Raw genomic sequence first — 12462 nt, 5'->3', positions numbered from 1 at the left:
TTGAAGCGAGAAATCATCATTACCGACGACGGTTCGACCACGATACACCTTCCGGAATGGAACGAACAGTACCACTCCAAACACGGTGCCATCCAAGAAGCCTATCACGTATTTATCAAACAGGGATTACAGGAACTATCTTCTTCAGAAATAGCCATACTCGAAATCGGATTTGGTACAGGACTCAACTGTTTTATCACCTATTTGAGTAGTCTCGATAGCTCGTTACACATAAAATACACCGGTGTTGAAGCCTATCCAGTAGCGACAGAAGAAATTGAAAAACTCAACTATCTATCCGAATTAAAAGCCGAAAATCACCGAGCTGTATTTAGCAATATCCACAGCAGTCCTTGGGAAAGTCAACAGGAGATAACACCGCAATTTTTACTGACCAAACAAGAAAAGTTTTTTAGTGACATCGACGATTCAGAGGCTTACGACCTCGTTTATTTCGATGCTTTTGGCGCGCGAGTACAACCGGAATTATGGACAGAAGAAATTTTTGCTGCCATGTTTAAAGCCCTTCGCTCAGGAGGTATATTGGTTACCTATGCCGCAAAAGGTAGTGTTAGAAGAGCCATGCTCGCTGTCGGCTTTGAAGTAGAACGCCTACCTGGTCCTCCGGGGAAAAGAGAAATGCTACGAGCTCGAAAACCTATTTAAAACTCAATGCGCCATATAACATTCGGCGTGAAGGACAATGAATAGGTATCAAGCGTTTGTAAAGTAGCCTGATAAGAATTATCATAGGCGACATCAAAAGTGCGTTTTAAAATATTTTTTCTGTTATAGACATTTAAAAAAGACAGACCTACCTTCGATGAGATCTTGTGCTTTTTTGATAGGTGAAACTTATACGTTGCCGATATATCCAAGCGGTGATAATCAGGTAGGTTGGCATTGTTGTATTGGTTTAGTACAACTCCGTTATTCGGATTTAACTCTATCAGAGAACTAAAAGGAAGCCCTGATCTAAAGTTCCACCCTAAAGCAACATCCCAATGGTCACTCGTGAAATGCTGTGCGATGTACAACGCATTTGAGATATTGAAACTCCCGTTAAACACCTCGTTATTATTAAAACCATCAAAAGTTAAGGCAGTATTCCCAAAAGCGTAGGTAGCCCGTGTACTCAACTTTTTACTCCATTGTTTTTTAAGCATCACATCAAGTCCTTTGCTCACTGCCGAACCGTTAAATATTCCTCTACTATAATTGTTAAAGCCAGAGGTTAATGAAGTCAACCCACTAATTGTCTTGTAGTACGTACCGACATCTAGGTACCAACCTTGATAATTCAAAGTAGCCCCTAGGGTATATTGCCTACTTTGTAAGATGGGTATCTGATTCATATCTGACAATGCCCACAACTTATTTTCCAATCCAAAATCGGCGGTAAAAAACTCCACAATTTTACTCGTGTACTGTTGTTTTAATTCAGCCGAAGCGTGTAACCAGAAATTCTTATGCAAAGCCACCTGAGTATACAAACGCGGTTCTATCAGCCATTTGTCAAATCTCGGAATATAACTCGTTCGGAGTCCAGCATGAACAGAAGTCTTCTTCCCAAACTTCCAGCGATACTCCCCGATGGCACTGTGCACTGCAGCATACTGTCGACTTTCTGTATTGTTCTGTGCAAAAACCACGGAATTCTTCTTGCGCAAGCTAAAATAGATATCATCATAACTATACTGGTAACCAAAACGAAAGCTATTGTGATCATTCCATATTTTACGAAACATTAGCTCTGCACTAACCTCTTCAACTGTATTGTCTTTTTTAGTGAAATCGTACACCAAGTTTTCACGCTGCTTATTCCCGTCATACTTTAATAAATAGCTAGATAAATAAGCATTTAAATGATGTGACCATCCATTGCCCCAATCGGAATTCCACTGAGCTCCCAAACCTAAGTTCTTCACGTTGAGCTCATCGCTTTTCACATCGGCTAAATTGCTATTCTCCAAGGTATAGGTAAGGTTATTTTGAATAAAAATTTGCTGAAAACTCAAGTGATTTCGCTCATTGGGCTGGTAATTCAATTTTACCGTTGCATCGATAAAATCAAAATCATCTTCTGAGGTTACATAAGGTTCCTCTGCCAATTTTTTACCCTTAGCGATACTGGTGTTTTGAAATACTTTAGTTGCGATGTTGTTCATGGTAGGCGTTTCCACAAAATCGGCTAATGATCGACGGAATGCCATTTGGAGTCCTACTTTCTTTCCGATGGGTACTCGCAATGTTGCATCGGCAGCAGTCATACTCATTCCGACGCTTCCGCCAATGGCAGCGGGCACAACATTTGAAGTGCTCATATCTACAACTCCTGCTATATGGTTACCATAGGCAACATTTGATGCATTTTTATACACGATAACTCGGTCAATTACTGCCGGATTAAATGCTGATATGGCACCAAAAAAGTGCGCTGTATTATACAATTTAATGCCGTCGAATAAAATTAAGTTTTGGTCGGGTGTTCCACCGCGAACGTGAATTCCCGAAGCCGACTCTACCGGACTTTGAACTCCTGGAATTTGCTGTGTGCTCTGCAACACATCACCGTCCAAAGAAGCGGGTAATACCCCCTGACTATTGGGACGCATCACTATCGCCCCGTCACTAGTTTTTAAGCTTTGTGTACTCAAATAGTTTTTTACCACCACCTCCTCTAACAAATTGGATTGCTCAAATAGCACTATAGAAACGGTCGGTTGTTTGTAAAACTTTGCTGCTGCAATTCGCAACGGTTTATAACCGGAAAAAGACACCATTAAGGTGTCTGACAAGCTTATTCTCGAAAAATTAAAACGACCGTCTTTATGCGTAACTACGCCTCGGTTGGGTTGCTCCTGTGATTGCACTGTTGTTCCTTCCATAGGAGCGTTAAACAGGTGGTCTCTGACAACTCCATTGACTTCAATTCGCTTTCTCGATCGGTCGACTATGGTATAGTAGCGATCATTAATTTTATTGACGTACAGTCCTACAGCTCCCTCCAATAAATCGACAAACTCACTAACCGGTTTGCGGCAATCAAAGGCCGGACAGGCTTTTTTCTCAATAAGTTTTTCTGCGAAAGAGAACTTAACACCGTGGTGTGACTCTATTTTATGTAGTAATTCTTTTAATGGTTTTTTCGAAATATCAACCACTTGTCCTTGTGCTACAACCACGTAACACAAGCAAATACACGTCCAGAATAATTTCTTCATACACTAGTAAAACAACACTTCCCCCTTAGTTATTTTAAACTTTAAATTCATTGCATCTGCTATGGTTGTCAATGCTAAAGTTAAATCAGTAGTGTGGTAACTTCCAGTAAAACGCTTCTCTAAATCGAGATTCGACGCTTTCATTTTTTTATTAAAACTGTACTCCAAGCTCTGCAAAACAAACTTCAAAGGAATATTGTTAAACGTCTTCTCTCCGTGTCTCCAACTAGGACTTTGTTGCTGAATCTGCCAATTCTCAAATGCGTCATTCCCTATTTGACGCAAGGCAGCTCCTTTTTTCAACAAATGTATTTCTCCATTTCGTTCTACCTGCACCACTCCTTCAAAACAAACCACTTCCAGCATTTCATCGTAGGCATTTACTGTAAAAGCAGTTCCTAACACGCGCACTGTACCTTGTGGTGTTTCAACGGCAAAGCTACTACCTTTTTTTACTTTAAAAAAGCCTTCTCCTACCAGTTTTACACGACGTGTTTTATCCCAAGAATTTCCCTTAAACGTCAAGGTTGATTTTGAATTCAATACTACTTTGGAACTATCGGGTAACCACAAGTCAAGCTGCTCTCCATAACTCGTTTCAAAATGCACATTCCCCCCAGAAAACAACTGAAATAAGCCTATGAGTGCAACGATACTCGCCGCTAACCCCGATAACCAAACTAGAGGTCGTATAGACCTAACTGTATTCTTCTTCTCTTTGCTTGCCTTGGCTAGAAACTTATCGTACAAAACATCCTCTGAATTCCCCGGCACATAAAATTCAGCTGTGTATTTTGCAATTTTCGCATAACTCGCGAAATCTTTATGCTTTTCTAATTGAATGCGTTCCTCCTGAGTGATGGTCTCATTCAACCACTTTGCTAATAAACTTTCAAATGCCTGGTTATCCATGGTTATATATGTTCGATTTTCATGCGGAGTGCCCTCAAAGCACTACTCATGCGTTTCTCTACCGTTTTGATTGAAATTTCCAAAATCTCGGCAATTTCTTTATACTTCTTTTTATCTATTCTGTTCATCAGAAAAACCTCTCTATCTTTATCTGGCAATTCTGTTATTGCTCGTTGTAATTTTACTAAAAACTCTTTTTCTTCCATAATAAACTCGGGGTCTTCATGAGTAATACTCGCTGGGTTGGCTAACTTTTCATGAGCAAGTACCACCTTTTTATGAGAAAAAACACTCATCAATGCATTGTACGACATTTTATAGAGCAACGCCTTAACCGTTTTGGGTACAATTTTAGCACAATCCCTCCAAATTTTCATAAAGGAATCCTGTACGAGATCTTCTGCTAAATCCGCATCACCACATTTATAGTATAGGTAGTTCCTCAAGGAACCGACGTGTTCTTTATAAATACCTTCAAAAACTGAAGGATTACATACTGACTGATTTTTACTCACCATAGGTTACGAAAGTACTATTTATTCGACAGTTTACTGTTCATCATTACTAAGGTAGGACAACAATTTCATTTACCACAGCACACCTAAAAATTAAAAGCATTAATTAAGTCAAACCAAGGGATTAGACGCTCTGTTAGCAATGAAATTGTGATTCCCACCTGCTTTTGAAATATGCACTCTACATACTTAATACGCGTCAAAGAGAAATAACCCTACACTTTTTTTATTTTTTTTTATTTTTTTTCAAACTTATGGTTACTTTCGAATCTCAAACGAGGAGAATTATGGAGTTTAAAAGAAGATATGGACGTCGAAAAAAGGCCAATCCTAAAAAGGGTCTTTACCTAGTAGTACTGCTAGTTGTCGTTATTTATTTGTGGTTTAATGCCGAAAAGATTATCACCAAAATATTGTAGATGAGTGAATTTAAATTTAAACAGTTTAGTGTACTTCAAGACCAAACTGCTATGAAAATAGGTACCGATGGCGTATTGTTGGGAGCCTGGAGTTCTGTGTCGCACTACCCAGATACGGTGTTGGATATAGGAGCAGGTACCGGTATCATTGCACTCATGTTAGCACAGCGATGCAATGCCAATACTATAGACTCCGTCGAATTAGATGAAAATGCCTACGAACAGGCTGTTGAAAATTTTGAACGTTCAGATTGGGGAGATCGCCTGTTTTGTTACCACGCCCCTTTTGAAGACTTCGCAGTGGAGATGAGTGAAGATGAAGAAACTTACGAATTGATCGTTTCCAACCCTCCTTTTTATACAGACGACTATAAAACCGACGACGAGGCCAGAAATAAAGCGCGTTTCACGAGTTCGCTTAGCTTTGAGCAACTGTTAACAGGTGTCGCCAAAATTTTAGCTGATACGGGTGTTTTCACCACGATTATTCCGTTTAAAGAAGAATCAAACTTTGTCGATACAGCAGCAACACTCGGACTGTATCCGCAGCGTATTTGTCGTGTGCAAGGTACGGCCAACAGCGAGGTAAAACGCAGTATGCTCGCATTTAGCTTTGAAGAAGCTAGTCCTGAAATAACCACCTTAGTTATCGAAAAGGCGCGTCATCAATACACAGAAGATTACATCGCCTTAACCAAAGACTTTTACTTAAAAATGTAAAAAACTGAGCAAATGCTCAGCTTTTTTTTATCCTTTTACACTTTCTGGATTATACCCTAAATACGGGACTTCCTTTTCGTGAAAGAGTATTCCGTACTCTTCTAACTCTTTTAATATAGGCTCGTACACTTCCTTTCTAATTGGCAGTTGTACCCCTGGAGTTTTGATTTTCCCGTCCAGAATTGCCAAAGCGGCCATAGCCACAGGTAATCCTACTGTTTTTGCCATGGCGGTATAGGTCTGATCATCTCCTTTGATAACCATGCTGCTTTCTATTTGATGCTTGGTCCCGTCTTTTTCATACCCAAAGATGTGGTGCATTACAATCATATCCTTGTCGTCAGACTCTAACGTCCAAGAATCCATCAATATTTTCTGCAAAATCTGAGCAGGAGTCGCATTCTTTAAGCCTACTTTTTTCGAGGCATTGAACAAATCGAGTTCTAAGAATTTTTCCCACATAAGATCGTCTTGGTCTATTTTTAAATACGATCTGAACTTCAATTCTACGGAATCACTTGGCGAATACGCTAAAAACAAATTGGTGAAATCGCGGTAACTCAAATGTTCTGAGTTTTCTATCGTGTACGTATCGTCGGTCATTCCTAATTGCACAAATACATTCCATGCTCTTGAAAAGCCTACTTTACGCACGGTTCCACGGTACATGGTTTTGATGTCTTCCAATCCGTAAATACTGCGGTATTTCAATGAATCTCTATTGGCATAAGCCTCAAACTTACCGCTACCGTTGATGGTCAAAAACTCAGTTCTTCTGAAAAGTTTGTGATAGGGAATGTACTTGTAAGTTCCTTCTTGTATGAACATCGAGGCACCTCCTTGTCCTGCTAATACCACATTTCTCGGATTCCAAGTAAACTTGTAATTCCACAAATTGGTATCGCTTTCAGGTGCAACTAAACCTCCACAAAACGATTCGAATAATAACATATTACCACCGTCTTCTTTAATTCGGTCGATGATTTGCATAGCACTCATATGGTCGATTCCCGGATCCAACCCGATCTCATTCATAAAAACCAATCCTTTCTCTTTCGCTGCTTCATCCAGTGCCTTCATTTCATCAGAAATATAAGAAGCTGTTACCATGTGCTTTCCAAAGCGGACACAATCTTTGGCCACCTCAATATGAAAACGCGCTGGCAACATTGAAATCACAACATCGGCCTGCTGAATCGCCGCCTCTCTTGCTTCTTTAATAAACACGTCCAATTCAATTGCCGAAGCATTTTCATACCCTTGAATTTTTTGAGCTGCTGCTTCCTTTGATACATCTCCAATACAAATGTGTAAGTCTGCTGTTCTAGATTTTTCCAATAAATACTTTATCAAAGAAGAACTCGACCTTCCGGCTCCAATTATCAATATATTTCTCATCGCTATGCTGTACTTTTGTCGTTGTTAATTTTCGGATAGCAATATCGGTAAAAAAGTTTAATTTTAAACAAAAACTTTAAATATGTATAAAAATTTAACAACAGCTAGTATCCTAGGAGCTACGGCGGTAATTTTAGGGGCTTTTGGAGCGCATGCCTTAAAAAAAACGCTCAGTCCTGAAGCCTTGGACAGTTTTGAAACTGCGGTTACCTACCAAATGTATCACGCTTTATTTTTACTATTTGTCAACGCAAACTCGATTTTCAACGCGCAACAAAAGAAAATTATTAGTATCTTAGTAATAGTAGGAATACTTTTCTTTTCAGGATCGATTTATTTGATTCAATTAGCGGGGGTTCCGGCAAAACAAATTTGGTTCATTACACCTTTGGGAGGGAGCCTATTAATCGTAGGATGGTTATTTACAACCTATTACCTTTCCAAAAAAGTTATCAACAAGGATTCCTGAATAAAAATCAGGTAGGTTCTACTTGTTTTAACAAAAAGAACTATTTTTGTCGAAAATAAAACACAACTAAAATAATTTAAGATGACAAATCTTGATGCGAAAACGATTTCGATAGAATATTTAGGAGTAAATAATGCTACCGTTCGTTATCAGTTGACTTCAGACGAGTTACACGACATTACCGTTGAAAAAGGACAAGGAAAAAACTCTAGCTTTGGAGCATTAGCAGTAAATACTGGTGAATTCACTGGTCGTTCTCCAATGGATCGTTTTATTGTTAAAGACGATGTAACTAAAGATGAAATCTGGTGGGGAGATATCAACATCCCATTTGATTCAGAAAAATTCGATAAGCTTTACGACAAAGTGACTGCCTATCTTTCAGAAAAAGAAGTTTTTGTGAGAGACAGCTACGCTTGTGCCGATGAAAACTATAAATTAAACATACGAGTAGTTAACGAATATCCTTGGAGTAACATGTTCGCATACAACATGTTCTTACGTCCAACGGAGGAAGAATTAAAAGGTTTCAGCCCAGAATGGACTGTTATCAACGCTCCTGGATTTATGGCTGACCCTGCTGTAGATGGGACTCGTCAACACAATTTTGCCATTTTAAATTTCAGTAGAAAAGTAGCCTTAATTGGAGGTACTGGGTATACTGGAGAGATTAAAAAAGGTATTTTCTCTGCGTTGAACTTTATTTTACCAGTATTCAAAAATACCTTACCAATGCACTGTTCTGCTAACGTAGGAAGTGAAGGAGACACAGCGATCTTTTTCGGTTTATCAGGAACTGGAAAAACAACCTTGTCTACAGATCCTACTAGAAGTTTGATCGGTGATGATGAGCACGGTTGGACCGCTGAGAACAACGTATTCAATTTTGAAGGTGGTTGTTACGCTAAGGTAATTGATTTGTCACAAGAAAAGGAGCCAGAAATTTACGGAGCGATCAAACGCGGTGCTATTTTAGAAAACATCGTAATGGACGAAGCTGGTAAAGTAGATTTCGAAAATACGAGTATTACACAGAATACACGTGTCAGCTACCCTATTCACCATATTGAAAACATTAGAGTTCCTTCAACTGGAAGTAACCCAAAGAATATTTTCTTCTTAACAGCAGATGCATTTGGAGTACTGCCTCCAATCTCAAAATTAACACCTGGGCAAGCTGCATATCACTTTATTTCAGGATATACGGCTAAGGTAGCAGGTACAGAAGCCGGAGTTACAGAACCTCTTCCTAGCTTCTCTGCGTGTTTTGGTGCTCCATTTATGCCATTACACCCAACCCGCTATGCAGAGATGTTAAGCGAAAAGATGAAAGAAACAGGAGTTAATGTTTGGTTAGTAAATACCGGATGGTTCGCAGGACCTTACGGTGTTGGTGATCGCATGAAGTTAAAGTACACTCGTGCCATGATCAACGCGGCGTTATCAGGAGGTTTACCTACTGAAATTACCCACGAAAATTACCATATTCACTCTGTATTCGGTTTGGCACAACCAAGACAATGTCCTGGAGTACCAAGTGAATTGTTGAGTCAACGTCAAGCTTGGAACAATGATGAAGGTTACTACGAAACTGCCCACAAATTAGCAGATTCATTTAGAGCGAACTTCAAAAAATTCGAAGAATACGCAAATGACGAAATCTTAGCAGGAGGACCTCCTGTGATCGAAAAATAAATTCTTTAAAAAGCATCCTAATTAGGATGCTTTTTTTATATTCATGCCCCAATTTTTTACCATAACCTAAACTATTTAGATGACTATAAAAGGAACTATTGTTGATATTTTTAACAATACCATGTTTAAAGGAGAAGTCACTGTAGCCAATGGGCGCATTACTTCAATACGAGCAGTTGACCACGATGAGGAAGGATTTATCATTCCCGGTTTTGTCGATGCACATATCCACATTGAAAGCTCGATGCTAGTCCCGTCAGAATTTGCAAAAATAGCTGTGGTCCACGGAACCGTAGCTACCGTTTCCGATCCACACGAAATTGCCAATGTCCTCGGCGTACCTGGAGTAGACTTTATGATAGAAAACGGTAAAAAAGTACCTTTAAAGTTTAATTTCGGTGCCCCGTCATGCGTTCCTGCCACTTCTTTTGAAAGCGCAGGTGCCATCATCGACTCTGACGACATCAAAAAAATGTTGGCCAATCCCGATATTAAATATTTAGCAGAGATGATGAATTACCCTGGTGTTATTTATCAAGATGAAGAGGTCATGAAAAAAATTGCCTGGGCAAAACACTACAACAAACCCGTTGATGGCCATGCTCCAGGACTGCGTGGAGATGATTTGAGTACGTATATCAATGCTGGAATCTATACCGATCACGAGTGTTTTACTTATGACGAAGCACTAGAAAAACTTCAAAAAGGAATGAAAGTCATCATTCGAGAAGGAAGTGCTGCCAAGAATTTTGAAGCCTTGATTGACCTATTGCCGGAACACTACGAAAATATGATGTTCTGTTCGGATGACAAACATCCCGATGACCTACTCTTAGGGCACCTCAACGAACTCTGTGCTCGTGCAGTAGCCAAGGGAATTGATGTATTTAAGGTACTGAGAGCAGCGTGTGTAAACCCTGTAGAGCATTATAATTTAGATGTTGGACTACTGCGAGAAGGAGATCAAGCCGACTTTATCATCGTTGACAATCTGAAAGAGTTCAACGTATTGGCTACCTATATCGATGGTGCTTTAGTAGCAGAGAAAGGCGCTTCTTTTGTAGCATCCGTTCCTTTCGATGTATTGAATAACTTTGATACCGACTTCAAGACAACTGAAGACTTCAGTTTCCATTCTGCCGCCGATACCATACGCGTCATCGAGGCGCTAGACGGAGAACTCGTCACCAATGAGGTTATTGCCAAAGCCCTGCATAAAGACGGAAACTTAGTTTCAAACACCAGCGAAGACATTTTAAAAATGACAGTGGTTAATCGTTATAAGAACGCTACTCCTGCCATTGCTTTTATTAAAAACTTTGGTTTAAAATCAGGGGCTATTGCCAGTTCTGTTGGGCACGACTCACACAATATTATTGCTGTGGGTACCACAGATGAAATGATCGCAAAAGCGGTAAACACCCTCATTGAAAACAAGGGAGGAATTTGCGCCGTTACTGACGAACTTACTGAAGTAGTGCCTTTACCGGTTGCCGGAATTATGAGTGATCAACCTGCCGCCGAAATAGGTAAGGCCTATGCCGCTCTTGATAACTTAGCTAAAGAATTAGGAAGTACCCTCAGGGCTCCGTATATGACCTTGTCATTTATGGCCTTGCTGGTAATCCCCGCCTTAAAACTCTCCGACAAAGGATTGTTTGACGGAGGTAGTTTTAAGTTTACCTCTGTTGAAGTAAAGTAATATGAAAAAACAGATGAATTTACTTCATCTGTTTTTTTCTTTTATGCTATTATCCCTCTGTCGTTACGTTCATTACCGTCAACTCCAGCGTATTCACTTTTTCTGGATTTAAAGAAATTTGGACAGCGTCAAAACGATCTGAATAGGCAAAATTATAAGCATCCGATTTCGATTGCAATGCAGCTGCGTACTGATTGTAAAACGCAGCATTTGATTGCAGTGCTCCAAAAAGTTCTGTATTTGGAATTTTTTGAAACCAGTCACTACTTTTCATAGCTCCGACATATTCATTGGAAATTTGAACAATCGATCCTAACGCTCCGATGTTAAATCCGGCTAACAAATCGCCTGACACCCAACCATACACATCATTGGCAGGTGCTATGGTTCCCTTAGAAACGCCATTTACTTCAAGTGTAAATTGAGCATTTGCTCCGTAAATCCCCGCTGGATTAGTCAATTCCGCTTGGGTAAAAACCATCTTAACGGAATCGCTTCCCACGGTTCCAGACAAACTAACAACATAACCTGCAGTTTCTTTTGTTATCGTTCCTTTAAGGTCGTATTCCTGAGCACTTTGCGGACCTGTAGGTGGTACATTCGGCCCTACGCCTGCAAAATGTCCTTTGATGAATGCCATGACACCATTTCCTAAACCAGGAATGGTTACCCCAGAAATCGGAAGCGCTTGCTCACCTCCGAAATGTTCGTATAAAAATGCTAAATAACTATCGAACACGTGGTATGGAATTTCCGGAATTCCATTTAAAGCTGGGTATGATGACGGCCCTATAATTCGAGCAAATCCCTTTCCTTTTTGATCTTTGTGCTGTTGGAAACTCCCTGGTACCAGCGCGGGTTTCGCTTGGGCTAAACCAGAAGGTGTGTTCAGTGTTAAATTTCGCAAAGCTTTGTAGATATCCAAAGAATCTACTCCGTTTTTAATTCCTTGATCAGAGGCCACAGGTATGCCATCTATCGAAGTCTCCAACTTCATAGGAATACTCCAATAATCGATAGAAGTCAAATCGGCCACATCAGTTGTTTTTCCATTAAAAGTCAACTCCATTTTATCGTAACGCAAGAAAAAATTGGCATCGGTTACATTTTGCGCTGGCTCGTAATACGCATCTAACACCTCCCAAGTTTGACCGTAACTCACATAGATTCTCCCGCTAAAATGGGTGATTTCTACTCCGTTTTTCAATTGATCATAGCGGTACCAGTTTCCAGGTCCTTTTGCGGTATTTAATGGCTTTACTGCCTCTTGAACTGGCGCCAAGACATCTGGAATATAGCTGATTTCAAAGCTATCAGTAGTACTCCCGGGTACGAATCCAAAGTAGACTTCTGAATCTGGTAATTGACTTTCGTTGGTAAATTTTAAGGTTAATACACTCATGGTAAT

11 protein-coding genes are annotated in these 12462 nt (G+C 39.9%); 6 read left to right on the top strand and 5 right to left on the bottom strand.

The annotated features are described in order from the left end of the window. Positions 1–666, top strand: a complete 666-nt coding sequence (gene mnmD / locus ACKTS5_RS05105) for a tRNA (5-methylaminomethyl-2-thiouridine)(34)-methyltransferase MnmD (RefSeq protein WP_408042766.1) — start codon at positions 1–3, stop codon at positions 664–666. On the opposite strand, the gene ACKTS5_RS05100 is transcribed toward mnmD, so the two are convergent. The 3 genes from ACKTS5_RS05100 to ACKTS5_RS05090 are packed head-to-tail and all read right to left on the bottom strand — an operon-like array spanning position 663 to position 4654. Continuing rightward, positions 663–3224, bottom strand: a complete 2562-nt coding sequence (locus ACKTS5_RS05100) for a TonB-dependent receptor (protein WP_408042765.1) — start codon at positions 3222–3224, stop codon at positions 663–665. The genes mnmD and ACKTS5_RS05100 overlap by 4 nt on opposite strands. A gap of 3 nt (positions 3225–3227) precedes the next feature. Continuing rightward, complete coding sequence (locus ACKTS5_RS05095) at positions 3228–4136, bottom strand: FecR family protein (protein ID WP_408042764.1); 909 nt, start codon at positions 4134–4136, stop codon at positions 3228–3230. 2 nt (positions 4137–4138) lie between these two features. After that, the gene (locus ACKTS5_RS05090; RefSeq protein ID WP_408042763.1) at positions 4139–4654 is read right to left on the bottom strand and encodes an RNA polymerase sigma factor; all 516 of its coding nucleotides are present in this window, start codon (positions 4652–4654) and stop codon (positions 4139–4141) included. Between the two features lie 284 nt (positions 4655–4938). Here ACKTS5_RS05090 and ACKTS5_RS05085 point away from each other — a divergent pair, with 284 nt between their 5' ends. Next, positions 4939–5070, top strand: coding sequence for a hypothetical protein (locus ACKTS5_RS05085; protein ID WP_408042762.1), 132 nt, complete (start codon positions 4939–4941; stop codon positions 5068–5070). After that, positions 5071–5790: a tRNA1(Val) (adenine(37)-N6)-methyltransferase gene (locus ACKTS5_RS05080; RefSeq protein WP_408042761.1), complete on the top strand. Its 720-nt coding sequence runs from the start codon at positions 5071–5073 to the stop codon at positions 5788–5790. 27 nt (positions 5791–5817) lie between these two features. On the opposite strand, the gene ACKTS5_RS05075 is transcribed toward ACKTS5_RS05080, so the two are convergent. After that, on the bottom strand, positions 5818–7188 hold the full coding sequence (locus ACKTS5_RS05075) for a saccharopine dehydrogenase family protein (protein ID WP_408042760.1): 1371 nt from the start codon (positions 7186–7188) through the stop codon (positions 5818–5820). Between the two features lie 82 nt (positions 7189–7270). Here ACKTS5_RS05075 and ACKTS5_RS05070 point away from each other — a divergent pair, with 82 nt between their 5' ends. The 3 genes from ACKTS5_RS05070 to ade all read left to right on the top strand — a co-directional run bounded on the left by ACKTS5_RS05070 (position 7271) and on the right by ade (position 11054). After that, on the top strand, positions 7271–7657 hold the full coding sequence (locus tag ACKTS5_RS05070) for a DUF423 domain-containing protein (RefSeq protein WP_408042759.1): 387 nt from the start codon (positions 7271–7273) through the stop codon (positions 7655–7657). Positions 7658–7738: 81 nt separating this feature from the next. Then, positions 7739–9352, top strand: a complete 1614-nt coding sequence (gene pckA / locus ACKTS5_RS05065) for a phosphoenolpyruvate carboxykinase (ATP) (protein ID WP_408042758.1) — start codon at positions 7739–7741, stop codon at positions 9350–9352. A 79-nt stretch (positions 9353–9431) separates the two neighbouring features. Then, a complete protein-coding gene (ade, locus tag ACKTS5_RS05060; RefSeq protein ID WP_408042757.1) occupies positions 9432–11054 on the top strand; it encodes an adenine deaminase in 1623 nt (540 codons plus the stop codon). A gap of 49 nt (positions 11055–11103) precedes the next feature. On the opposite strand, the gene ACKTS5_RS05055 is transcribed toward ade, so the two are convergent. Further along, positions 11104–12456: a beta-1,3-glucanase family protein gene (locus ACKTS5_RS05055; protein WP_408042756.1), complete on the bottom strand. Its 1353-nt coding sequence runs from the start codon at positions 12454–12456 to the stop codon at positions 11104–11106. Between the last annotated feature and the right edge of the window lie 6 nt (positions 12457–12462).

The sequence above is a fragment of the Tenacibaculum litopenaei genome, assembly GCF_964514025.1.
Classification (GTDB): domain Bacteria; phylum Bacteroidota; class Bacteroidia; order Flavobacteriales; family Flavobacteriaceae; genus Polaribacter; species Polaribacter litopenaei.
The sequence above is the reverse complement of the archived record's forward strand: the minus strand, read 5'-3'. Positions and strand labels throughout refer to the sequence as shown.

Excerpts from the sequence above, each read along its gene's own strand:
- ACKTS5_RS05100 (WP_408042765.1), bottom strand. The coding sequence starts at position 3,224 with ATGAAGAAATTATTCTGGACGTGTATTTGCTTGTGTTACGTGGTTGTA.
- ACKTS5_RS05095 (WP_408042764.1), bottom strand. The coding sequence starts at position 4,136 with ATGGATAACCAGGCATTTGAAAGTTTATTAGCAAAGTGGTTGAATGAG.
- ACKTS5_RS05090 (WP_408042763.1), bottom strand. The coding sequence starts at position 4,654 with ATGGTGAGTAAAAATCAGTCAGTATGTAATCCTTCAGTTTTTGAAGGT.
- ACKTS5_RS05085 (WP_408042762.1), top strand. The coding sequence starts at position 4,939 with ATGGAGTTTAAAAGAAGATATGGACGTCGAAAAAAGGCCAATCCTAAA.
- ACKTS5_RS05080 (WP_408042761.1), top strand. The coding sequence starts at position 5,071 with ATGAGTGAATTTAAATTTAAACAGTTTAGTGTACTTCAAGACCAAACT.
- ACKTS5_RS05075 (WP_408042760.1), bottom strand. The coding sequence starts at position 7,188 with ATGAGAAATATATTGATAATTGGAGCCGGAAGGTCGAGTTCTTCTTTG.
- ACKTS5_RS05070 (WP_408042759.1), top strand. The coding sequence starts at position 7,271 with ATGTATAAAAATTTAACAACAGCTAGTATCCTAGGAGCTACGGCGGTA.
- pckA (WP_408042758.1), top strand. The coding sequence starts at position 7,739 with ATGACAAATCTTGATGCGAAAACGATTTCGATAGAATATTTAGGAGTA.
- ade (WP_408042757.1), top strand. The coding sequence starts at position 9,432 with ATGACTATAAAAGGAACTATTGTTGATATTTTTAACAATACCATGTTT.
- ACKTS5_RS05055 (WP_408042756.1), bottom strand. The coding sequence starts at position 12,456 with ATGAGTGTATTAACCTTAAAATTTACCAACGAAAGTCAATTACCAGAT.